The organism is Aquibacillus kalidii (genome assembly GCF_014280935.1).
GTDB lineage: Bacteria > Bacillota > Bacilli > Bacillales > Amphibacillaceae > Aquibacillus_D > Aquibacillus_D kalidii.
Genome location: NZ_JACLZI010000064.1, coordinates 58,635 through 82,420, shown reverse-complemented (window position 1 = coordinate 82,420; position 23,786 = coordinate 58,635). Strand labels below are relative to the sequence as shown.

The following is a 23,786-nucleotide window of genomic DNA, read 5'->3' as shown; positions in this document are numbered from 1 at the left end:
ACATCGGTTCACTTCGTTCACCGTGTTGCCTTTATCTCCTACGGCTCAGTCCAGTCCGTACGTCGCTTACCGGCGCTCTGCGCTTTTGTTCTTTTTCCTACATATTCCTATCTATAGATCTAGAAACACTCTATTTACAGTTATTTTTATTCTAATACAGACATAGTGTTATATAAAGACATCCATTCTCAATCTCTCCTAATTAACTCCGAAAGAAAAGTATTCAACATGTTAGAAACCCTTATGAAATTATCGAATGAAAAAAATATCCAGCAGATTACTAACAGTTGCTCTTAACTATTGGTTGGACCTATTCCTAAAAACTCCATTATTCTAAGGTGACTTGTGCTTAAGTTAATGTAAATTCTAAATAGCACTTTGAGTTCCGTTTGGACGTTTCAGAGAAGGCGTCTTCTGCACAAGGAACAAGATGAAAAAATAGACAAAAAAATGTCTAAGTTGTACAAACCACAACATTTGTGGATAAAAAAATAAAAGGGGTTTTTCTATGAAAAAGATAGGCTTGTTTTTAGTCAGTATGATGATCCTATTCGTGATATCAGCATGTGGTAGTGGAGAAAGTTCTTCAAATGAAACGGATTCAGAAAAAACAGAGTCAGCGTTTACATTGGTAGAAGACGGTAAACTTACATTTGCTTCCTCGGGCGAATTTAAACCATTTAGTTTTATGAAAGGAGCGGAAATGGTGGGCTATGATGTAGCAGTCGGGAAAGCAATTGCTGAGAAACTGGGATTAGAAGCAAATCCTGTTCGGGCAAAGTTTTCAGGCATCGTAACCGGGGTAACAGAAGGGCGTTATGACATAGCGGTTGCCAGCCATACGATAACGGAGGATAGGTTAAAAAAGGTAGACTTCACAACACCTTACTATTATTCAGGTCCAGTAGTTTATACAAGACCAGATAGTGATGTTGAAACGAAAGAAGACTTAAATGGTAAAGAAATATCCGTCGCAAGGGGTACTACTTATTTAGATATTGCAGAGGAATATACGGATAAAATTCCGCAAGTTGATAGTGATGTTGTCGCGTTGCAATCATTAGCAAGTGGACACCATGATGCAGTAATAACGGATGATATAACAGGTATGACAGCTACTAAAAATGGATTAGAAATCGAAGCAAAACTTCATCTAGGAGTAAGCGAGCAGGCTATAGCAGTTAATAAAGAAAATGAAAAATTATATAAGGCCGTAGATAAAGCGCTAAAGGAATTGATTGAAAGTGGTGAATTGCAGAAACTTTCAGAAGAGTGGGTTGGAGTAGATATTACGAAAGAACCTGAGAATGTCGAGGAGTAGAACTATTTTTTAAGATAGTATAAAGCTCCAACAATCAAACGGGAATAACACTTTTATCTGAAAGGGGTTGATAGAGATTTTACACTTCTTCGATGTTTTCACGAGCAGTTTAGACGTTTTTATTGACGGTCTATGGATCACATTAAAGCTCTCTGTCGTTTCCTTATTTATAGCAATAATAATTGGCTTATTTTTTGCCATCTTGAAAATTTCTAATATAAAGCCTCTTCAATGGATTGCTGATGGTTATATTTGGATTGTTAGAGGTACACCGTTAATCGTACAGATTTTTATTCTGTTTTACGGACTTACGGATATCTTACTCATCCCGATGTTCTGGGCGGGGGCAGCCGGACTAGCTTTTCATAGCGGTGCTTATATTGCTGAGATCATTCGGGGAGCCATACAATCGATAGATCAGGGACAAAAAGAAGCAGCTCGCTCGCTAGGTATGACAAAGAGCTTATCCATGAGGCGTATTATATTGCCACAGGCATTTCGTAGAGCAGTGCCATCATTAGGGAATCAATTTATTATTGGGATTAAGGATTCGTCACTAGTCTCATTTATTGGGATGCAAGATTTGTTCGGGGTTGCTAGTACAATGGGATCCAATACGTTTGACTTCTTCCCATATTTTTTAACCGTTGCAGTATATTACCTTTTAATAGTTCTTGTACTAACCTTTGTTGTGAATAAAGTTGAAAAAAGACTTGCAGTTAGTGATTAAGAAAGGAGGGAGACGATGGATGGGAAAGAAATGCTGAGGGTAGAGCAATTAAACAAATCATTTGGTGATCTAAACGTGTTAAAAGGTGTGGATTTGACGGTTAATGAAAGTGATGTAGTTGTCCTAATTGGAGCTAGTGGATCTGGTAAAAGTACCTTGCTTCGGTGCTTAAACTTTCTTGAATTAAAAAATTCCGGGCGAATCATTGTTGAAGGGGAACAAGTTGAACCAAAAACACATGATTTAAATAAAGTGAGAGAAAAAGTAGGGATGGTGTTCCAACATTTTAATCTTTTTCCCCATAAGACTGTTCTAGGTAATGTAATCGAAGCACCGATTCAGGTTAAGGGTATTGATAAGAAAGAGGCAATGGAAGAAGGAAAGGCTTTATTAAATAAAGTGGGATTAGGGGATAAATATGATGTTTACCCTTCTAAATTATCTGGTGGACAAAAGCAGCGAGTTGCAATTGCACGAGCACTAGCTATGAAACCAGATATTATGTTATTTGATGAACCCACTTCTGCCCTTGATCCGGAATTAGTTGGTGAGGTGCTCACAACAATGAAAGAACTTGCTCAAGATGGGATGACAATGGTTGTCGTTACTCATGAAATGGGTTTTGCACGCGAGGTGGCAGATTATGTTCTTTATATGCATGAAGGACAGATTGTAGAGTATGGACATCCATCAGAAATTTTCGATAATCCAAAAGAAGAAAGAACGAGAGCGTTTTTAAATTCCGTTTTATAAAATAAGGCGATTGAACACTAGAGTCGTGTTCAATCGCCTTATATAATTATATCTTTTTATTTTTTGTCTGTTGGGATTATGCAGCTTTCATCGTTACAAACAAAATCATTGTTAGAGGAGAGATCTAGGAATTGCGGCTTAGGGTTCTCTTCCTCCCATACTTTTTGAATCGCATTTTGAAAAGCTTCAAGTGGTTGTGCTCCAGAAATAGCATATTTGTCATTAATTAGGAAGAATGGAACACCGGTTATCTGGTGTTGTTGAGCTTGTTTCTGGTCCGCACGAACTTTATCTGCAAATGCATCTGTGTTATTCAATACTTCTGATGTTTTGTTTTTATCTAGTCCTACAATTTCTGCAATTTCTATTAACGTCTCGATGTCGCCTACATTTTTGGATTCGGTAAAATAACTGTAGAGAAGTTTTTCAGTTATTTCTGATTCCTTGCCTACTGTCTGGGCATATTTGGCTAAACGATGTGCATCAAAGGTATTGGTAGGTTTCATGTCATCATAGTTATAAGTTAAACCAATTTCGGCAGCTTGTTGAATTAGTCCTTGGTTCATTTCAATGACTTGTTCTTCACTAGTACCAAATTTAGTAGCCAAGCTTTCGTAAATACTTTTTTCTGTGTACTTTGGTGCATGTGGGTCTAATTCAAAACTCTTATATTCAATTTCTACTTGATCTTTATGAGCAAATTGATCAAGAGCTAATTCCAACCTACGCTTTCCAATATAACAAAATGGGCAAACAAAGTCCGACCATACTTCTATTTTCACAAGTAACACCTCAATCTAATAAGATGTACATTATTCTAGCATACATATAGTGCCTGTCACCACCCGAATGATCTTGTTTCACAGGATGTTTCACGGATCTGTGTGAATTCTATTCCCATTATGGATTCTCTTTTTAATTAGTAGGGGTTTTCTCTCTATAAAATAAGGATTATCCCCGATGTCACAAAATCGTCATAACCTTTAAGATAAGTATAGAGAATACAAGTAAGGGGTGGAAGCAATGGGGATGGTTGAGATTGTACTGTGGGTTGTATTACCTTTTTCATCAATAGCAATTTTTCTAATGGGTTTAATCTGGCAATACGGTAATAAAGAAAGTTATGCAACAGGCTTTAAAAAAGATTGCTGTACATTTGTTGGGTTTATTACAATTGTAACGGGAATTGTTTCTTTCTTCTTGCTGTATGGAAAAGGGAATTTCTTTTGGATTTGGAACTTGATCTGCTTTAAAGCAGAATATCAAAACATTATAGTCTCACCAATTCTATTTAAGATACATGTAATGAGTTTCTGTTCTTTACTCCTAATTTTACCTTTTACAAGTTTTATAAAGCTTTTTAATTTATCATACTTAATAAACCTTTTATATTTACTAGTAGGAAGTGGAAAGAGAATGATATTTGGTTCATATAGAGGTATTGGATTCCGTGTTACAAATAGGACTAAAACTCAACCTGTTAAAGAATACTAATCAAGTGACATAGGAAGCGACTGTTTTCTTATAGCGTAAAAAAAAGCCCCTCATTATAATTTTAATCGAGTGGGCTTTTCCTATCTAGCAACATATTTCTTCTGTTGACATATCAACCAATTCTGTATTATAGACTCCTGAGAGGATCTTAGGTTGAAGGTTGCTAATGTATTCCTGTATATCTTTCCTTTGTTTATCTGTTTCGCTAAGTTGGAAATATACAAAGCCATCCTCCTGATGAAGTACGGTAAGGTGTACATCTGCTCCCATTTTTGTTGTTGCTACTAATCTACAAGTTTTAGATTTAGGTGCCATTTCAAATGCGATCGTAATCTCCTCCTGAATTAAGCATAGGTTAAAAGCTTTATTTCATAAGGAAATTCTAGCATAGCAACAGACTGAGGCAAAACGTCATTACACTCTACCTGAATAGATATAACGTGATTTGCATTAAAAGAACTACAATAAAGGTTCCGTTCTTATAATTGCTCTGAAATAGTACCTATCACCACCTGATCATCCATGTTTAGTGAATTGTTTTAGAGGTTTTAAAATAAATAATGAATATTAAATAAATTTTCTTTCTAATACTAAAGGTTTTCTAAAAGATCTTACTTAAGTGAAACAGTTATTAAGCGTAAAGGGTAAGAAGCACTTGTTATATAGGTGGGGGCAAGCGTGGTATAATAAACTTCAGAATTGGAGGCAAAAATGTAGTGAACGTCATCAGTAAAGATTCATATTACATATACAATTACGCTTGTGCTGAGGAAGAAATTCCCTTATGCGCTTTAGAAATTCGATCATTATTTGGAAAAGATTCCTTATCTCAATACAACAGTATTGAATCACATTTACTAATAGATCCAAGCCGTAGTCCGTTTATAAGTGGAAGACTAGATGTTATGTTTCAGAGTGAAAACATCAAGGACCTACTTGAGCAAGTGAATACAATGTCAGAGTTAGCTTCCTCATTTAAGGTTTTATTTGTGAAAAATCGAGGGGATTCATCTAAAGCTAGAATTAACTATGAAAATAGGAACGAGATTATAAGGCAAGTGGCAAATAATATAAGAGGGAAGGCAGATATGCATCACCCCGAAATCCAGTTTGCCGTTATGTTCGTTAAGGGCAAGTGGCTTTTTGGTCCATACAAGGAAAATCAAGCGGTGTGGTTAAAGCATAAATCTAAGCCTTACAATTATTCCACAGCTTTAAATACTCGAGTTGCAAGGGCGGTTATTAACATAGCCGTTCCCGATCCCAAAGGTATTAAAGTAATTGATCCATGCTGTGGAATTGGGACAGTTTTAATCGAAGCGTTATCCATGGGAATAGATATAGTGGGTAGTGACATTAACCCACTTATTATGAAAGGGATAAGAGAAAATATTGCCTATTTTGGTTATAAGGCTGAAGTGCGGATAGAAGATATATGTTCCATCGAAGAGGAATACGATGTTGCAATTATTGATTTACCTTATAACCTATGCTCAGTTTTGCCTGAAGAGGTAAAAGTTCAGATGATACAAAATGCTCGTAGGTTTACAAAGAAATTAGTAGTAATCACAATCGAGCCAATTGATACTATATTAATTAAAAGCGGTTTTACAATAGTAGATCGGTGTGAATTAAGAAAGCGGAATTTTGCTAGACAGGTTATTGTATGTAGCTAAATAATGTAGGCTCTTATAGTAATCATCGTTGCCTTTGTCGCAATATCCATAGAATGCGTCGCAAGAAATTATTCTATCCATCCCAACCGTTGCGGTATTTAGAGGTAGAAGAAATTACCTGCACTAATCCATTTCAATCGTTGCGGTATTTAGAGGTAGAAGAAATTACCTGCACTAATCTGCTTCAATCGTTGCGGTATTTTGAGGTAGAAGAAATTAACCGCACTAATCTGCTTCAATAAGTTGCGATTTTCTTTGTGGAAAGGGAGTGTAAAAAATTAGTTGCTGCAGATTTTCTCTCAACTATGCAATAAAAAAGCAATAAGATTACGTAAGCATTCATTTAAAGCGTTAGTAAATATACTCGAATAATAAATTTCAACTTTTCAACTTTGCCATAATTATTTTAGGATGATTGTAGTAATAAAAATAAACAATCTAATGTAAACGATAAATTGAAAAATGTATCTCTGCCCTAGGTAAGATAGTTCATTTATAGGTTAAACGTTTTCAATTCATGTATGTCCATTCATTCAACAGGGACTTTTTAATTATTTTTTTAGAACGGGATATGATAAAATAAAATATAAAACTATTATGATATGTATTCACTGAAATGGCTAACTCATTGAAAAGTGGGGGCGCAAAGCTGCAGACCTAAGGACTTTCTATGGTGGCTGGGCTACCAAAGGGGTAACTGATTGTTCAGGTTATTTCCAATGGGGATAACCTTTTTTGTTTTCTACACCACCGTTTTTTTGAAAGTGTTAAATATACTTATTATGTAAGGTAGGAAGGAAAATTTACATGAAACTTTCAGATCAATTATTACACCTTATGGATAATGAGCCTCAATTACGGTTATTAATTGATATGGTTGAGGAGTTTATTGTACTAAAGGATGGTCAAGGACGTTGGCTAGTTACAAATAAGCAAGTACTGAAAGCGTACGACCTACTTAACGTTGAGTATCAAGGGAAAACAGATATAGATTTAATTCAATATAGTCCTCATCTAAAGGATTCCCTAGAGTATAATGTTGAAACTGATAATTTAGCATGGGAACATGGTTCTGCCATAAAGGTAGAGAAGACTCTCATTAGTGAAAATGGAATGCAAACCTATGAGGTTAGCAAAACTCCTGTTTTTGATGAACTAGGAGAAAGGCAATACATGGTGATTGTCAGTCGAAATATTACTGATCGGAAATATGCTGAAGAAAAATTACGTGCAAGCGAAATGAGATATCGTCTAATTGCTGAAAATATGAAAGATTTGGTATTAATGTTGGATCATAATGGTACCATTACTTTTCTCTCTCCATCATTCGAACAAGAACTCGGTCACCCTTATACGCAATTTATCGGAAAGAGTCCACTTCAATTTGTCCATCCAGATGATCATGCTGATTTGATCGCTATCTTTAAGGAAATGATCCAAAATAAATATTCTAAAGACAAGTTAGAACTTAGATGCTTAAATCGAAACAAACAGTACGCATGGTTTGAGGCAAACTGGTCTTGTGTTTACAATTTAGACGGAAGTATCGATACGATTGTTATATCCGCGAGGGAAGTAACAGAACGAAAGAAATACGAGGATCGTCTGCAGTCTATGGCCTATTATGATTATTTAACTAATATTCCTAATCGACGTTATTTTATGCTAGAGTTTCCAAAAGCAATTAAACTAGCAGACAAAGATGGGACAATGTTAGGTCTTATTTATTTGGATCTAGACTACTTTAAGGAAATTAACGATGAAAAGGGACATGATATCGGTGATGCATTACTGATGAAATTTGTCCAACGTATTCAGAATAATCTTCGTGAAACAGACACGGTTGCTAGAATTGGTGGAGATGAATTTGTTATATTGTTATCAGATTTAAAGACTCGTAGTGAGGTCGAAGAAATTGTCTATCGTCTATCCGAGTCGCTTGCGCATCCCTGGAAATTGAAAGATTGTTTACTAGAAACCACTTCCTCGATCGGTGTTGCTATATATCCAGATGATGGGAGCTCTGTCCACGAATTGATTAGCAGAGCGGATAAAGCACTGTATTCAGCAAAATATTCAGGTAGGAATCAAATAAAATTTTATAATCAACAAACATAAGTGGCAGGCACAAATAAATGGTTAAATATTGCGCGCTTTAACAGATGTCGACAAAATAGTTTATTTTTTTACAAAATTGCAATAAATCCTCTGTCAATTATTGGTCTTTTATAGTAAGATGTGTGTATAAAGATACTAGTTCAATATTACTAATAATTTCATTGATAATGGCAAACTTATTGAAAAATAAGGACGCAAAGCTACAGGCCTAAAGGTAATAACCTATGGTGGCTGAGTTACCAAAGGAATGACCAATAATAAGTAAAAGGTTATTTCCAATCTGGAAATAACCTTTTTTTTTTAATGAATCATGTTGGGGGATGTTTTAATGAATAATAATCGACGTTCTATTGGCTTTTTCCTGCTTATTATATGTGTTTATTCCCTTTTATGGATATATATATTTCAGAATAATGATTGGATAAGGTCACTGCTTGCATCAGTTGGACCCCTTATTACTGGTGTAATAAGCTTATATTGGTTAATGAGAGCATATAAACAGACAAGTGGAAAAAGTAGAAACTTCTGGCTTTTATTAAGTAATGGGGTTCTTCTATACATACTTGCTAATACAATATGGATAATGAACCAGATACTATTTGAATCTACTAATTACACTAACCTATCTTATATTATATGGTTATTTGCCTATTCATTATTTTTAATTGCTTTAATTTACAAAGTGAAATTACTAAGTTTACATATACGAAATAACCCTTATACATTCTACGTATTTGTTTTTATGATCTTTGCTGTTTCTGTAGTGATGCATTATTTGGTTACCCCGATTATGGCTAACAATGAGTCTTTAGTTGCAATACTTGCTACAATGATGTATCCAATTTTCAACCTGAGTTATTTATTTCTAATAGCTTTGCTGTATTTCCTGTCCCATCAAAGTCCAGAAAACAAAAACCTGTTATTTATTATTGTTGGGATATTCCTTCAAGTAATAGCAGATTTGAGTTATACGTTTCAAACATTAAATGGTATTTACCAAACTGGTAGTTGGATAGATCTTATTTATATGGTAGCTCTTCTGTTAATAGGATTTTCGGGGCAAAATGTCTCAAGTGAATCATACGAGTCAAAATGGGAAATGAATGATTTCTTTAAAAAAATGGAGGATAAAATTCCGTATGCAATCGCTATTCTATTACTAGTGCTTGTTACTAGTAGTTATGACTGGAAGCTAAATTACTTGAGTGCAGGTTTATCTATTATTTTTGTAATAATAATTGTGCGCCAAGTTAAAATAACAGCTAGTAACAAAAAACTAATGAGCGAATTTCGTCATTTAGCCTATCATGATTTATTAACTGGTTTAAAGAACAGGACTAGTTTTTCAAGTGATTTAGGAAGTATGATTGCTGAAGCAAATCATAACAGGTGTTCACCAGCCATTCTTCTAATTGACCTAGATCGGTTTAAAAATGTTAATGACACGTTAGGTCATGTGATTGGTGATCAAATATTAACTTTGGCTGGAGAGAGATTAAAATCAATATTTTCAATAGATTCAATCTATCGAATCGGTGGGGATGAGTTTGTCATTGTTATAGAAAATGCAACCGAACAAACTTGTATTAGCATAGCTAACAAGGTCCTTAATACGTTTAAGAAACCATTCGAGTTTAACCAGTATGAGATTGCAGTGACACCAAGTATTGGGATTAGTCTATACCCTGATAACGGAAAAACGAGAGATCTGTTGTTGAAGAATGCTGATACAGCTATGTATTTAGCTAAAGCCAGTGGGAAAAACAACTATCGTTTCTTTACAAATGAATTAAATGAAAAGGTAACAAGAAAGGTAGAGTTAGAAAATGAATTAAGAAAAGCACTAGATCAAGGTCAATTTTCCCTTGTTTATCAACCCAAGATTGAACTGAAATCAGGTGTAGTTATAGGGATGGAAGCATTACTTAGATGGGATCATCCAAAACTGGGCCATATCTCACCACAGGAATTCATTCCGATACTAGAGGAAACAGGCAACATCGTTTCGGTGGGAGAATGGGTTTTACGAACAGCTTGTATGCAAACAAAGAAGTGGCATGAAAAAGGTTTCTCAACGTTAGCGGTATCTGTTAATGTTTCTGTGCGTCAATTAGAGCATTATCGTTTTATTGAAATGGTTAAAGAGGTTCTTAAGGATACAGGGTTAAACTCGAACTTTATAGAGTTAGAAATCACAGAGAGTATTATGAAAAATGTGGATGACACAATCACTATTTTATCTCAGTTGAGAGAATTGGGGTTAAGTACCTCTATAGATGATTTTGGTACAGGATACTCTTCACTCCATATTTTAAAAGAGTTACCTATCGATGCTATTAAGATTGATAAGTCTTTTGTCCAAGATATTTCCGATCAAACTAGTCTGTCAATGGTAAAAACTATTATAGATATTGGGTTGAATTTGAAGCTTGATGTTATAGCGGAAGGGATCGAAGAAGAATATCAAGCTAAAATTTTGGATGAGCAGGGGTGTAATTATGGACAAGGATACCTGTATTCAAAGCCTATAGATCCTAAACAATTTGAGTTATATTTAGAAGAACAAACGATCCTGTTAAAAGAAGCATAATTAGAAATTATAAAGTTTTGGAAAATTCTAACTCTCATAAAGGAATTATGTTCTTTTTTACCGAATTAGTATGGTTACAGATATGTGTCTGCTATTTTTGGAAGGTTAGGAGATGACTAATTGGCTTTGTTAATGCGTAAATCGTTAAAAATTCACTATGAGTGGATTGAATCAAATGGTGAAGATATAACGGATACGATTATTTTAGTACATGGTATTGGCTTGGACATGTACTCTTGGGATTTCGTAATCCCTTATTTTAAGAGGAATTATAATATTTTAAGATATGACTTAAGAGGGCATGGACAAAGTGATGGGGGAGCGGAAAAGAAAACGATAGATTTACTTTGTCAGGATTTGAAGTTCATTGTAAAGGAATTAAATATCTCATCCTACTATTTTGTTGGTCAAGGTTTTGGAGGTTTCATCGGTGTACAAATTGCTGGTGAAAAAGAAGGTTTATTGAAGAGTCTTATATTAATTGGTGTGCCTCTTCATTACCCTAAATTACTCGGCGATAAAATAACTAGGGAAAGAATGGGCCAGGTTCAGGGACATAAATCCATGCTTACTCTTGGGGAGCCTTTAGTTAGTCAAATCTGCTATATTCCTAGTAAAAGAAAAGAGAAAATTCTACTTAATGCGTACAGCAAGGTATCTCCAACAACATATTTTGAACTATTTCAGATAGGGTATGGTAGTGTTGGTGCAAAATCGTTACAGCAGACTGAAGTACCAATTCTATTATTGTCTGGTTCTGAAGATGCTATATATCCTCCTGAATTGTTTAGTGCTAGTTTGAATTTTAATCCAAATGCAAGTTACATGACGGTGCCATACGCATCTTTTATGATTCAGATGGACCAACCTAAACTAACTGCTCAATGGATCACCCGTTTTATTGAAAAAAATAAAGGTCGAGACCTCTTAACTAGCTTGCCAGGTAATGAATATAAGAGATATCTGACGATGGAAATGTATGCAGAAATACGAGAGCTCCTTTATAGGAATCAGGAAGACATCTTATTGGCAGCGGAGAATAACATTCAATTAGATATTTTAAATGGATTTCGTGTCTCTGTAAATGGAGTGCCGATTACGGAAGGATGGGGCAAGCGTAAAGCGAAGCAGATATTTGTGTACCTTGTAATCCAACGAACAGTGACAAGAGATATACTTTGTGAAACATTTTGGCATGGATTAGAACTTAAAAATGCAAGAAATTGTTTAAGAGTAGCCATCCATCATTTGAAACAAATATTGGAACCAAGTGCTCATTTGGAAAGTAACCCTATTATTACGACGGATAGAGAACACATTTCTATTCATGGGCAAATACAATCTGATTTACTTATCCATCTTGCTAAAATTAGGGAAGGACATCAGATAGATGACATGGAGCAAAAGGTAAAACACTATCGAAGTATGTTAAAAGAGGCGAGTGAAAATATCCTACTTGGTTTATTTGAAGATTGGTTTTTAGATCTTCGTGATTCGATTGAGAGTGAATGGGGAGAAATGGCGCTTTTTTTAGTTAACTATTATGATCAAAAAAATAACCATAAAGAAGAATTATTCTATTTAAACATGGCGCTAAAATATTACGGTGACTATAATCACTTAAAGAAAAAAATGATACAACTACAAAAAAATATCTTTTTAAAATAAGGTAATATTGTCTTTGGTATTACTATTTTAGTTAATGGTACTTTTTAATTGTGTTTTAGTGTAATGATACAGTAATGATTGATTTGCTATCATAAGTTACAGAAAATTCTTTTAACCGAACAAGTCTGTTAGAGGGGGAGGGGAGGCGCAAAGAAAAAGGCAAACCTACTGAAAGGTTGGGACGCAAAGTCACAGGTCTTGGTTATTTTTATAGCAAGATGGCTGGACTGCCTGGGATACAATGTATTTTAGGGGGGATATGGTGGAATCATCAGAAATCGACCATGAATGGATTAGTTTAATGCTGCAAGCAAGATTGTCTGGGGTAAGCAAGCAAGAGGTTCAAGACTTTTTGCGTTTATATCAAAAAGGAAACAAGTTACCAAATCAATTTATTGTCAAACTAGAAACGAAAACAACAATAGATCGAAGCAAGTAAAACAAAATCTAACTATAAATAAACATCCTATTGTATTAACGCTTTTGTTATTACATAGGGTGTTTTCATTTTAATTAAAGAATAATTGCTTTATCATGATTATAGGAATTAAAAATTGTTAGGTGGAAGGGGTGTTAGAGTGGGGGAACATGTCAAGAAAAGCATAGACGGACTCGACTTCGAATGGGTTACAGCAAAAGGAGAATTTAAATTTGAGGGTCAAGATGCAGTTCTGTTTTGGATTACAGATGCAATGAAAGCTTTTTTTGATACGATAGAGGAAATATCCGGTATAGAAGCTTCAAATTTAGTTTTAGAAGCAACAGGCTTTAGGCAGGGTCTATTGGTAGGTGAATACTTTCAAAAGATGAAAGGGGTAAATCCCTCTGAAGCAGCAGATATGATTACAAACACATATGCAACAGCAGGATGGGGAAGAACGTTAGTACATAATTTGAATATGGAAACAAAAACGCTGACTATTGAAATGAAAGATAGTTGGGAGCACAAGATTAATGAGGCTCAAAAGAAAACAAGAGGTGGCAGCTTTCTTCCTGCGCATTTTGCGGGGATTTTTAGCGGGCTTTTAAGTGAAAATATCTGGTACAATGTAGAACAATTTCAATTAGAGGGCTATGATTCTACGGTTGTTAAATATTTCCCTTCTAATATAACCATAACAGATAACATTCACCAGCTTTCTCGTAAAAAAGAGCTAGAGCACATTGTGGAATTAGAAGAGATGGTCGATGCTAAAACAAAGGAGCTACAAGAGCTTGTTAAGAAATTATCTACACCAATTATTCCTGTGTTAGATGGGATTGTTGTTGTTCCTTTGATTGGTAAATATGATGAAGAACGAGTAGAAGACTTAATTGATAAAACGTTACACAACCTACCATCTTATCAAGCAAACTACCTGATATTAGATTTTACTGGCTTAGATGCCAAATTCAGTGAACAAACGTTTACACTGATTGAAAAACTTGGTGCATCAGCTTCTCTAATTGGTGTACGTACAGTTTTAGTAGGGATTTCAGCACAGATAAGTGTTCATATAGCAAAATTAGGCATTAGCATGTCAGCGTTTGATTGCTTCCAGACTTTGCAACATGGAATACACTATGCGTTAGCAGATATGGGGAAAAAGCAGCTAACATAGATTGTAGTAAATAGTACATCAGACCTAAAATTAACAAGGTATTATCGCGAATTAAATGACCTCGTTTTAGGTCTGATTATAAAAATCTACTATTAAAGATTTAGATTTTTTTGATGCCAAGTAAATAGCCGAGGCTCTTCACCTCTCTTTTGCTGAAAAATAATCTTATAATTTCTGTCTTTGAAAAAACTTATAAATTCAGTGGATAATATTTTTCAATTAAATTCCGAATTAGAGGGCTTAGATTTTCTGGTAAGCGGTCTGCATCAAAAAAGTTAACATCGATCGTTTCCTTACCATCAGCCTTTGGTTTTCCACCTCTTAAATCTTTAGAAATATACGCTATGGTAACTGGGTGGAACTGATCACCGTTTGGTAATGTTACGAAATACTGTTTTCCAGAGAAAACACCTTTTAAAACTAAATTACCAATCTTGATACCTGTTTCTTCATACACCTCTCTTCTGGCGGTCTCTTCAGCTGATTCACCTAATTCCATAAGTCCACCTGGTAAACCCCATACTCCTTCCTTTCTTTTCTGGAGTAAGATTTGTCCATCTTCATTTATTACGGCTACAACGGCTCCGACAAGAATGATAGGTTCATTCCCAACTAATTGTCTGAGATCTTCAACGTATCCCATCTTTGTTCCTCCTCTAGATTACTCATCTACCTATATTCGCCTGTTGGGATTATTTACCTCTTTTTTAATGATATAATAGGATTAATATTATTCATCACGTTAACTTATAAATGATAAAATTATGTAACTGCGGAGGGATAACATGATGTTCATATGGTACCTAGTTTCGCTTTTTATTTTATATCTAGTTGTTGAAAAAGCTGTCAGAAGTGGAATAGATAATTCGAAATTAGGTCAATTGCTTCGTGAAAAGTATGGGGAAGAAGCAGAACAAGAAGAATTAGAAAGTCCATTTCAAAGGGTTGACTTAGATGATTAATATCAACAACTCCAAATTTACCATCCTTGGCAAAATGGAATAGCATGATTATTCAAATAGTCCCCTTGTCCGCATTGTGGAGGGTGCTTTCAATTATTACGACCTTGTTTTGAAGTAGGAGGAATTAATCTGAAAGACAAAAATAAAGATTTGAAGACAATTCAGCATGCTATATCACAAATGCAGTCAGACAAAAGATTACTTATAGGTATTGATGGACTAAGTAGGTCTGGTAAAACTACTTTAGTAGGTTATTTAAAAAGAAATTTAGTGCTGAACAGAGACATTGTTATTTTACATATTGATGATTTTATCGTTGAGTCAAATAAAAGGTATAACACAGATTACGAGCAGTGGTATGAGTATTACGAGTTACAATGGGAGGTGGACAAGCTTAGAGAACAGCTATTTGAAAAAGTATTAACTAAGAATACATATGTATTATCTCTCCCTTTTTACGATACTATCGATGATAAAAGGACTTTTAAGGAAATTGATTTAAAAGAAAATTCTATTGTTTTTCTAGAAGGTATTTTTCTTCAACGGAAGGAATGGCGGCAGTTCTTTGACTATATTGTCTATTTAGATTGTTCTAGGGAAGAACGATTTAGACGAGAAGGGAAAACAATCAAGGCTAATCTAAGTAAGTTTGAAGATAGATATTGGAAAGCCGAAGACTATTATTTAGATATAATTAATCCAAAAGTCCAAGCTGATATAGTTATTAATGGGTAAGGAGTTTATGGAATGAAAGGAAGGGTTTAATGAGTTTGGAATTTAAAGAAATAAACAAACAGAATTGGGAAGAGTGCATTGCATTAAGTGTATCCGCAGAACAAAGAGATTTTGTGGCGGAAAATTCATATTCCTTGTTGCAATCTGTATTCGAAGATGAGCTTTATCCACTCTCCATTTTTAAAAACGATAGCATGGTTGGATTCTTAATGTATGGGATAGATCCAGAAACAAATAGGATGGAGCTTTGCCGGTTAATGATTGATAAGAGATACCAAAAACAAGGTTATGGCAAGGAAGCTACCTTAAAGTTGATGGAGCAATTAAGAGAAAATTATGATGCTATCGATTTTTATACTAGTGCTGAACCAGAAAATAATCATGCTCTTGGTCTTTATGAAGACATTGGTTTTACAAGGACGGGAGAAGTGATGTGGGGAGAAATTGTTTTGAAAATAAAGCTATAACTACTGTTATTACTTAAAAATCTCATTCAAGAATTGTAACAATTTGAAGTAGTCACTTACTAAATATGCAGCATAAAACGTTACTTTAACTAGGTAGCGTTTTTTTTATGGAAGTAATGTGTGTTTGTGGTCTTTTTTACCCGAAAAATAAAATTTACATATAATTAATGCACATTATTTAATATATATGATACACTAATTATATATTATTTAAGAAGAAAACTATATAAATGCGATTTTTTGGTTTAAATAACTGTCATTACATAACTTTAATCTAGAGAAGGAGGACTTCATGATCGAATTTACAAATCGTCAACTAGATATAATAGAGATATTAAAGAAACATGAACCAATAACCGCAGAACAAATAGCTGAATTACTTTCTGTTAGTAAAACAACGATTCGATCAGATTTAGCTGTACTTGTTATGACTGGTTATTTGGATGCAAAGCCTAAGGTCGGATACTTTCTTGGGAATGCTGCAAAATACGAGGATCGTCTGCCGAACAAACTACATGAAATTAAAGTGAAAGATATTCAGGGCTTGCCTGTAATAATACAAGGTAAAACACCTGTTCACGATGCCGTCATTTCTTTGTTTATGGAAGATGTCGGGACGTTAGTTGTTGTGGACAGTGAAGGATACCTAGAAGGCATTGTTTCTCGTAAAGACTTGCTAAAAGTAACTTTAGGAAATGCCAATACTACAACTATCCCTGTACACTTGGTAATGACACGACATCCGAATATCTATACTGTATTGCAAGATGATCCCATCCTAGAAGCTGCTAGAAAAATGGTCCAATTTGAAGTTGACAGTTTACCCGTAGTAGAACCAGATAACGATCAACAACCAGCTAAACAATTGGTTGTGGGGCGAATAACTAAAACTCATCTTACAAAAGTATTGTTAGAAATTAGTCAAGAAAGATAGTGAGGAGGACTTGGGCAATGACTTCCCAACAACCAATCATTTATATTTGTTCTGATGCTGTTGGTGAAACAGCAGAAGCAGTAGCTAAAGCAACCGCAAGACAGTTCTCTAGTAACGATGTTAAGCTCAAACGCTACGGACATATTCAAAGTGAAGAAGATATTCAAGAAATTCTAGCTGAAGTAGTATCTACTGGAGGGTTTATTGCTTATACCTTAGTTCAACCACATTTAAGAGAAAAAATGAAACAAGAATCGATTGTAAATGGAATCCGTGCAGTCGATGTAATGGGTCCAATGATGCAAGCCTATATAGATACGTTTAACGATTCACCTAAGCCTGAACCTGGTCAACGTCAAGTATTAGATGAAGAATATTTTAAACGTATTGAAGCAGTTGAGTTTGCTGTTAAGTATGATGATGGAAAGGATGTTCGAGGTTTATTAAAAGCGCAAGTAGTATTAATAGGGGTTTCGAGAACTTCTAAGACCCCATTGAGTATATTCTTAGCACATAAAGGAATTAAAACAGCAAATTTTCCGATTCTACCTGATTCAAAACCGCCGTTGGAACTAACAGCGTCAGGAAATCAGCTTATTATTGGTTTAACTATCGATCCAGACCATCTGCTTAAGGTTAGAACAGAGCGTTTAAAGGCATTAGGGTTACCTAACGAAGCTTCCTATGCATCGATTGAGCAAATAAAAAAGGAAATTCAAAATGCTGATCAAATCATGAAACGATTGCAATGCCCAGTTATTAATGTCTCAGATAAATCAATTGAAGAAACTGCTGGAATTATAATTGGACTTATGTAGAGAGAAACCTTCTTGGTTTTTCTATATCATAAAATTACTGAATATTTTGAATTAATTTAAGGGGGATGAAGATGATGGAAAGAAGTTTATCAATGGAGATTGTTAGAATTACGGAAGCTGCGGCGCTAGCATCAGCGCGTTGGATGGGGCGTGGTAAAAAGGATGAGGCAGATGAAGCAGCCACTACAGCGATGAGGGATGTGTTAGACACTGTTCCTATGAAAGGAACAGTGGTAATTGGAGAAGGAGAAATGGATGAGGCACCAATGCTTTACATTGGTGAAAAATTAGGAACTGGTTATGGTCCTAGAGTAGACGTTGCGGTGGACCCATTAGAAGGAACAACGATTGTGGCATCAGGAGGATGGAATGCTTTAGCGGTAATTGCAATTGCTGATAGTGGCCATTTACTCCATGCTCCGGATATGTATATGAACAAAATCGCTGTTGGCCCTGAAGCCGTGGGTTGTATTGATATAGAAGCCCCTGTTATTGATAATTTAAAAGCAGTTGCTAAAGCCAAAAATAAAGATGTGGAAGACCTAGTTGTTACCATATTAAAAAGAGAAAAACATACACCTATTATTAACGAATTACGTGAGGCAGGTGTTCGAATTAAATTAATTGATAACGGTGACGTTGCTGGTGCTATAAATACTGCATTTGACCATACTGGTGTTGATATGCTAATTGGTGAAGGTGGAGCACCGGAGGGAGTCCTTGCAGCGGTAGCATTGAAATGTCTTGGTGGTGAAATACAAGGTAAGCTCGTCCCCAAAAATAATGATGAATTAGAGCGTTGCATAAAAATGGGGCTAGATGTTAACAAAGTATTAAGAATGGAAGATCTTGTTTCAGGTGATGACGCAATCTTTGCAGCTACAGGTGTAACGGATGGAGAGCTATTAAAAGGTGTCCAATTCAAAGCATCTTCAGGTACAACTCAATCTGTTGTAATGCGAGCGAAATCGGGTACAGTAAGATTCATTGATGGGAAACATAGCTTAGTGAAAAAACCTAATCTAGTTATATCTTAATATTTATAATTTCCGAAGAGAAAAAGCAGACCAGCATTAGGGTAGTTACCCTATAAGCCGGTCTGTTTTTTTACTGCTGATAAGTGTTTTGCTGTTGGAAATTAGGCACTGAGCTGTGCGTGTGTGTTTGAGCTTGGAAACCTTGCATACTAGGGTTAACCATGGAAGTTTGTTGACCAGTAACTTCTTGCTGGATTTGGTTACAGATGTTTAACACTTGTTGACATTGTTGGATAGCATTTTCATGTTCTTTTAAAGCGTTTTGAATAACTTGTGCTGCCTGTTGCTCGTGTGAAAGGATTTGTTGTAGCATTTGGATGTTAGAATGTTCTTGATGTAACATTTGGCGATATTGATGACTGCTTTGTTGTGTCTGGTTGATCAGTTGCTGAACTGTCTGACGGCATTGATTAAGTTGTTGTACTCCTGTTTGCATAAGTATAAGATCCTCCGTTTTACTAAGTTATTTGGATTTACAAATCAATCTTCACTTGTAAATCCATACTTATAATTCATCTTATTGGAAATAGTATGCTAAATAATCCATTTTACATAAATTTACCAATTTATTGTATTTATTTAAACGTTTTATAAGTTTTAGACAAAAAGAAACTTTTGTGACTAGAGTATCGTCATTAACAGTAAGAACAAAAAAGGGAGGTAAATTAGTGAACAATAAAACTAAGTTACTAGGAATCATAATGATCATTTTTTTCTTTACGCAATTTATTCTAGTGGATAACGTGCAAGCTGTTGAAGAGAACAGATTGGATATAAAGGTGGAAGCTGGAATTAATGGGAAAGCAAAAATGGAGCAGGGGTTGCCAGTAACACTGACAATTACTAATAACAAAGAGGATTTCTCCGGAGATCTTGTTATCACTATTCCAAAAAACTATCAATCTATCGGTGATACGATTATTCCAATAGACATAGCATCTGGCGCAACAAAAACCATTAAGTTTTCATTGCCTGGCATGATTGGAATGGACGTATTGCGGCAAGGTCCGTCTCAAGCGAAAGTGCAACAGTTCCATTTATATGAGGGTGATTGGAAAGACGGTAAAGAAGTTAAAATTGACTCGAAATTGGAAATAACCCCTACATATGTACAACAGAATCAACTTATCATTGGAGTACTTAGCGAACGTCCTGATAGCTTGAATTACTTAAAGCTTACTTCTTTAGTAGGTAATACTCCAGAAATGCTAGTTCTAGATGAGGAAGATTTACCAAGTGAAGCTGTAGGTTATGAGGTATTTGATTTATTAGTCATTAATGACTATGCTATTGCAAAGCTTCCAGTGGATATACAAAAGACTATTGTAGAATGGGTCCATGACGGTGGAACATTAGTAGTGGGCAGTGAACCAGGTATGGAGCAACAGTTAGGTGAGTTATCAGAACTTTTGCCACTATCTATCACAGGTAAAGAAACTGTACAAACAATCGAATCGTATGCCGAATTTTCCGAGAATGGTATAGAGGTTGACAATTTAGAGATTTTTACAGGTGATTTAAAGGATCAAGCTACTGTCCAATTTGACGAACATGGTATTCCATTGGTTATGGAATTAAATGCTGGAAAAGGTACTGTCACACAATTCAGCTATGATCTAGGACATCCTTCCTTCTCTGATTGGAAGGGAAATGAGATGTTATGGCAAGCTATCGTTAATCAAATAACGGTCAATATGAATCAAAACATGCAACAGCAAGGGTATGTTATGGGAGAAGATTTAGTGTCGATTGCTAATCAATTTGCAACACTTGCCAATTTTGAATTACCGACTTTGGTGTTACTTTTTGTTGTCTATCTCCTCGTTATCATTCCGATTTTGTTTTTTGTGTTAAAGAAGATGGATAAGCGTGAGTGGGCCTGGGTTGTAATACCTGTAATAGCGGTTATCTCTAGTATTGGTTTATACGCAACAGGTGCAAAGGATCGGTTGGGCAGTATTCAAGCGAGTTCAGCATCTATTATTTCTATAAATGAACAAGGTGTTGGTGGAGGAGAAGGGGCTATTTCCATGCTTTCTCAGGATTCTGGATCTTATATCCTAAATGTAAATAAAAGTCTCCATCCTTTTCCTTCTAATGGCTCTTATAGTGGGGAAATGTCAACGGTGAACAGACCAGTAATCGAAACGGATGGGGATATACAAAATCTCCATTACTTAGATGTGGAATTTTGGTCACCACGAAGCGCTAGTATTGACATTCCGACACAACAGTATGGTTACTTTGAAGCGGATTTACAAATTAAAGATGGTGCTATAAAGGGTAATCTTACCAATAAGTTTGCTTATGATTTTGAAGATGTGTACTTATTATCAGGTCAGAAATATGAAAAAATCGGTAAACTAGAAGCGAATGAAACAAAGAAAATTAAAATGAGTACATCTAAAAACCAATTGTTTCAATCTCCAGGTCCTGATCTAGCCTATCAAATGTTTGGGGCGCAAAATGGTTCTATGAATCAGATGAGTGAGGATCAGAAAAAAATAGAATTATTATCAAATGCAATAAGAAACCATATGTATGCGGCTGATAATACTCCTATTTTAATCGGATTTACTAATCAACAATTAGTGAAGATAAATGTAAATGATAAAGAAACGGATCAGACCAATTTAAATCTGTTTACACAACCAGTTACGATTGATCTACCAACTGGGGAAGAGAGTTTCTCAACAGACCTAACAATGCCAGAACTTTCCGCACAAAATGGAATAATTCATTATAACGGTCTATTGGATGGGGAGCCATTTTTTGATGCTGAATCGGGAACATACCTATTAACCTACCGATTCCCGGAAGCGTTTATAAATAAACAATTTGTTCTCAATGAATTAGATATAAAATTGAAGCAGCCAGCAGCAGGACTTGCCTACAATATTTACAATAATGAAACGGGAGAGTACGAGCCGTTGAATAAAAATCTAGTTACACTTGATCAGGATGCAGATGTCAAATACGTGAAGGACAATGCTATCGTTTTAAAAGTGGTTTCAAGTATGGGGACTGGTATTGAAGTACCCGTTGTTACCATAGAAGGGGGCATTGGACAGTGATAGAAATAAATAATTTAACTAAAAAGTACGGTTCATTTACCGCATTGAATAATTTAAATCTTTCTATTGATAAAGGGACAGTATTTGGATTTGTCGGGCCTAACGGTGCTGGGAAGTCTACTACCTTCTCTATACTAGCTACCTTACTTGCACCAACAAATGGAACTGCTTATGTAAATGGATATGATGTTACGAAAAATCCGAAGCAGGTTCGTAAGCACATAGGGTATATGCCAGATTTCTTTGGTGTCTACGATCAATTTAAAGTACACGAATACTTAGATTTCTATGGCGCTAGTTATGGTGTACCGAGTAATGAAAGAAAAGCAATCATTCCACAGTTACTAGAGTTAGTTAACTTAATAGATAAAAAAGATAGTTACGTAGATGTCCTCTCAAGAGGAATGAAGCAAAGACTTTGTTTGGCAAGAGCATTAATTCATGACCCAGAGGTTTTAATTTTAGATGAACCTGCATCTGGTTTGGATCCGCGTGCAAGAATAGAGATGAGAGGTATTTTAAAAGAATTAAAAAACATGGAAAAAACGATCATTATTTCCTCTCACATCCTTCCAGAACTATCTGAAATGTGTGATTACCTGGGTATTATTGAACATGGAAATTTGATTGCTAGTGGCAATGTTGGTCAAATTGAAAACCAACTGCAAGCACAAAAAATACTGAATATCCAAGTGAAGAATAATATAGAACGTACCATAGCTTTTTTCCAGGAGGATCCTAATGTTCTTCAAGTCGAGCGGGATGAAAAAACTGAACTTCTGCTTCATGTTTCCTATGAAGGGACAGAAGATGATCAAATAGAATTACTGAGAAAAGCAGTTAAAAATGAAATTCCGATTCTAACCTTTACTCAGAAGCAGAGTAATTTAGAGGACATCTTTATGGAAATAACAAAGGGGGACGAGTAATTGGACCGCTTCATGTCATTGTTCATCAATCCAGTTTTGAATAAGGAAGTAAAATTAAGATTTCGTACATTTAAAAGTTTTCTCGGTCTGTTTTTCTATTTACTTGTATGTGGTATTGCCTGTTTAGCGTTTATTTATATAGAATCATATCTTAGTTATGATAGTTTCACTGCAACCGACAGTCGAAATCTCTTTATGGTATTAGGGATAGGACAATTAGGGTTAATTCTGTTTATGACTCCTGGACTTACAGCCGGTGCAATAAGTGGAGAGCGAGAAATGCAGACGTTAAATATTTTATTAACAACACAACAATCGTCTACATCGATCATTTTAAGCAAACTATTCTCTTCGATAGCCTACTTATTTCTAATGCTAATCGCATCCTTACCGCTTTATAGTATTGTGTTCTTATATGGTGGTGTATCACCGGAAATGGTGATGATAACATTTAGTTTTCATTTATTGACAATGCTTACTATTGGAAGCCTTGGGATTATGTTTTCTACATTGATACGACGGACGATGGTGGCAACAATCACTACGTATGGGGTGATGGTGTTCCTAGTTGTTGGAACATTAATTTTATTCTTCATCTCCCTACGTTTTGTGATGCAACAATATACAGGACCGAGTGGGGTAACCCAAGGGAATCACTACCTACCGTATGTAGCTTTAATGCTTAATCCAGCTGCGACACTATTTTCAATTTATGAACCTACTGTTGAGAGATCACTTCAATCGGCGGGGGTGAATTGGGATTTGTGGAAAGGGTTTATTACATCCTACTCGATTATTACGATTTTTTCCTTGTTTGTTAGTATTATAAGACTTAGACCTTCGACTCAGCTAAAATCAAGAAAAAAGAAGGGGTAACCC

At 35.3% G+C, this 23,786-nt stretch carries 24 protein-coding genes and 3 riboswitches; of the genes, 20 read left to right on the top strand and 4 right to left on the bottom strand.

The genetic code is table 11. The annotated features are described in order from the left end of the window. Positions 1-508 precede the first annotated feature (508 nt). From H7K77_RS20140 to H7K77_RS20130, 3 genes are all read left to right on the top strand, one after another. A complete protein-coding gene (locus tag H7K77_RS20140; protein ID WP_186580661.1) occupies positions 509-1,321 on the top strand; it encodes a transporter substrate-binding domain-containing protein in 813 nt (270 codons plus the stop codon). 67 nt (positions 1,322-1,388) lie between these two features. Continuing rightward, positions 1,389-2,051, top strand: coding sequence for an amino acid ABC transporter permease (locus H7K77_RS20135; RefSeq protein ID WP_186580659.1), 663 nt, complete (start codon positions 1,389-1,391; stop codon positions 2,049-2,051). 15 nt (positions 2,052-2,066) lie between these two features. After that, the gene (locus tag H7K77_RS20130) at positions 2,067-2,804 is read left to right on the top strand and encodes an amino acid ABC transporter ATP-binding protein (RefSeq protein WP_328701175.1); all 738 of its coding nucleotides are present in this window, start codon (positions 2,067-2,069) and stop codon (positions 2,802-2,804) included. A gap of 56 nt (positions 2,805-2,860) precedes the next feature. On the opposite strand, the gene H7K77_RS20125 is transcribed toward H7K77_RS20130, so the two are convergent. Then, positions 2,861-3,586 carry a DsbA family oxidoreductase gene (locus tag H7K77_RS20125; RefSeq protein ID WP_186580657.1) on the bottom strand — a complete coding sequence of 242 codons (726 nt, stop codon included), beginning with the start codon at positions 3,584-3,586 and terminating at the stop codon, positions 2,861-2,863. 241 nt (positions 3,587-3,827) lie between these two features. Here H7K77_RS20125 and H7K77_RS20120 point away from each other — a divergent pair, with 241 nt between their 5' ends. Further along, positions 3,828-4,298, top strand: coding sequence for a respiratory nitrate reductase subunit gamma (locus H7K77_RS20120; RefSeq protein WP_186580655.1), 471 nt, complete (start codon positions 3,828-3,830; stop codon positions 4,296-4,298). 84 nt (positions 4,299-4,382) lie between these two features. On the opposite strand, the gene H7K77_RS20115 is transcribed toward H7K77_RS20120, so the two are convergent. Beyond that, on the bottom strand, positions 4,383-4,613 hold the full coding sequence (locus tag H7K77_RS20115; protein ID WP_186580653.1) for a hypothetical protein: 231 nt from the start codon (positions 4,611-4,613) through the stop codon (positions 4,383-4,385). 401 nt (positions 4,614-5,014) lie between these two features. On the opposite strand from H7K77_RS20115, the gene H7K77_RS20110 reads away from it, so the two are divergent. The 7 genes from H7K77_RS20110 (at position 5,015) to H7K77_RS20085 (ending at position 13,951) form a co-directional block, all read left to right on the top strand. Next, positions 5,015-5,974 carry a TRM11 family SAM-dependent methyltransferase gene (locus tag H7K77_RS20110; RefSeq protein ID WP_328701174.1) on the top strand — a complete coding sequence of 320 codons (960 nt, stop codon included), beginning with the start codon at positions 5,015-5,017 and terminating at the stop codon, positions 5,972-5,974. A gap of 53 nt (positions 5,975-6,027) precedes the next feature. Then, entirely contained in the window at positions 6,028-6,216 is a 189-nt protein-coding gene (locus H7K77_RS21135; protein WP_222599472.1) for a hypothetical protein, read from the top strand. A gap of 366 nt (positions 6,217-6,582) precedes the next feature. Then, a riboswitch (cyclic di-GMP riboswitch) is annotated at positions 6,583-6,664 on the top strand. 117 nt (positions 6,665-6,781) lie between these two features. Next, entirely contained in the window at positions 6,782-8,092 is a 1,311-nt protein-coding gene (locus H7K77_RS20105) for a sensor domain-containing diguanylate cyclase (protein ID WP_186580651.1), read from the top strand. Positions 8,093-8,251: 159 nt separating this feature from the next. Then, positions 8,252-8,336, top strand: a riboswitch (cyclic di-GMP riboswitch). Between the two features lie 84 nt (positions 8,337-8,420). Further along, the gene (locus H7K77_RS20100) at positions 8,421-10,682 is read left to right on the top strand and encodes an EAL domain-containing protein (RefSeq protein WP_186580649.1); all 2,262 of its coding nucleotides are present in this window, start codon (positions 8,421-8,423) and stop codon (positions 10,680-10,682) included. Positions 10,683-10,802: 120 nt separating this feature from the next. Beyond that, positions 10,803-12,350, top strand: a complete 1,548-nt coding sequence (locus H7K77_RS20095; protein ID WP_186580647.1) for an alpha/beta hydrolase — start codon at positions 10,803-10,805, stop codon at positions 12,348-12,350. A 148-nt stretch (positions 12,351-12,498) separates the two neighbouring features. After that, positions 12,499-12,585, top strand: a riboswitch (cyclic di-GMP riboswitch). Between the two features lie 27 nt (positions 12,586-12,612). Further along, on the top strand, positions 12,613-12,789 hold the full coding sequence (locus tag H7K77_RS20090) for an anti-repressor SinI family protein (protein ID WP_186580645.1): 177 nt from the start codon (positions 12,613-12,615) through the stop codon (positions 12,787-12,789). Positions 12,790-12,928: 139 nt separating this feature from the next. Continuing rightward, complete coding sequence (locus H7K77_RS20085) at positions 12,929-13,951, top strand: STAS domain-containing protein (RefSeq protein WP_186580643.1); 1,023 nt, start codon at positions 12,929-12,931, stop codon at positions 13,949-13,951. Positions 13,952-14,141: 190 nt separating this feature from the next. Here the strand turns inward: H7K77_RS20085 and H7K77_RS20080 are convergent, their stop codons facing one another. Further along, on the bottom strand, positions 14,142-14,594 hold the full coding sequence (locus H7K77_RS20080) for an NUDIX hydrolase (RefSeq protein ID WP_222599470.1): 453 nt from the start codon (positions 14,592-14,594) through the stop codon (positions 14,142-14,144). Positions 14,595-14,736: 142 nt separating this feature from the next. Between H7K77_RS20080 and H7K77_RS20075 the strand changes: the two genes are divergently transcribed. The 6 genes from H7K77_RS20075 to glpX all read left to right on the top strand — a co-directional run bounded on the left by H7K77_RS20075 (position 14,737) and on the right by glpX (position 18,904). After that, positions 14,737-14,913 carry a hypothetical protein gene (locus H7K77_RS20075; protein WP_186580641.1) on the top strand — a complete coding sequence of 59 codons (177 nt, stop codon included), beginning with the start codon at positions 14,737-14,739 and terminating at the stop codon, positions 14,911-14,913. 150 nt (positions 14,914-15,063) lie between these two features. Continuing rightward, a complete protein-coding gene (locus H7K77_RS20070; RefSeq protein WP_268911946.1) occupies positions 15,064-15,648 on the top strand; it encodes a kinase in 585 nt (194 codons plus the stop codon). A 29-nt stretch (positions 15,649-15,677) separates the two neighbouring features. Next, positions 15,678-16,115 carry a GNAT family N-acetyltransferase gene (locus H7K77_RS20065; protein WP_186580637.1) on the top strand — a complete coding sequence of 146 codons (438 nt, stop codon included), beginning with the start codon at positions 15,678-15,680 and terminating at the stop codon, positions 16,113-16,115. A 292-nt stretch (positions 16,116-16,407) separates the two neighbouring features. Next, entirely contained in the window at positions 16,408-17,049 is a 642-nt protein-coding gene (locus H7K77_RS20060; RefSeq protein WP_186580635.1) for a helix-turn-helix transcriptional regulator, read from the top strand. A 17-nt stretch (positions 17,050-17,066) separates the two neighbouring features. Then, positions 17,067-17,867 carry a pyruvate, water dikinase regulatory protein gene (locus tag H7K77_RS20055; RefSeq protein WP_186580633.1) on the top strand — a complete coding sequence of 267 codons (801 nt, stop codon included), beginning with the start codon at positions 17,067-17,069 and terminating at the stop codon, positions 17,865-17,867. 74 nt (positions 17,868-17,941) lie between these two features. Beyond that, positions 17,942-18,904 carry a class II fructose-bisphosphatase gene (gene glpX / locus H7K77_RS20050; RefSeq protein WP_186580679.1) on the top strand — a complete coding sequence of 321 codons (963 nt, stop codon included), beginning with the start codon at positions 17,942-17,944 and terminating at the stop codon, positions 18,902-18,904. A 70-nt stretch (positions 18,905-18,974) separates the two neighbouring features. Here glpX and H7K77_RS20045 read toward each other — a convergent pair whose 3' ends face one another. Continuing rightward, complete coding sequence (locus H7K77_RS20045; RefSeq protein WP_186580631.1) at positions 18,975-19,340, bottom strand: hypothetical protein; 366 nt, start codon at positions 19,338-19,340, stop codon at positions 18,975-18,977. A gap of 232 nt (positions 19,341-19,572) precedes the next feature. On the opposite strand from H7K77_RS20045, the gene H7K77_RS20040 reads away from it, so the two are divergent. From H7K77_RS20040 to H7K77_RS20030, 3 genes are read left to right on the top strand one after another with little or no spacing between them, the layout of a single operon-like run. Next, positions 19,573-21,978 carry a hypothetical protein gene (locus H7K77_RS20040; RefSeq protein ID WP_186580629.1) on the top strand — a complete coding sequence of 802 codons (2,406 nt, stop codon included), beginning with the start codon at positions 19,573-19,575 and terminating at the stop codon, positions 21,976-21,978. Next, positions 21,975-22,907 (top strand): ATP-binding cassette domain-containing protein, encoded by a 933-nt coding sequence (locus H7K77_RS20035; RefSeq protein WP_186580627.1) that lies wholly within the window; start codon positions 21,975-21,977, stop codon positions 22,905-22,907. The genes H7K77_RS20040 and H7K77_RS20035 overlap by 4 nt, the downstream gene beginning before the upstream one ends. Further along, on the top strand, positions 22,908-23,783 hold the full coding sequence (locus H7K77_RS20030) for an ABC transporter permease (protein WP_235989026.1): 876 nt from the start codon (positions 22,908-22,910) through the stop codon (positions 23,781-23,783). Positions 23,784-23,786: the final 3 nt, after the last annotated feature.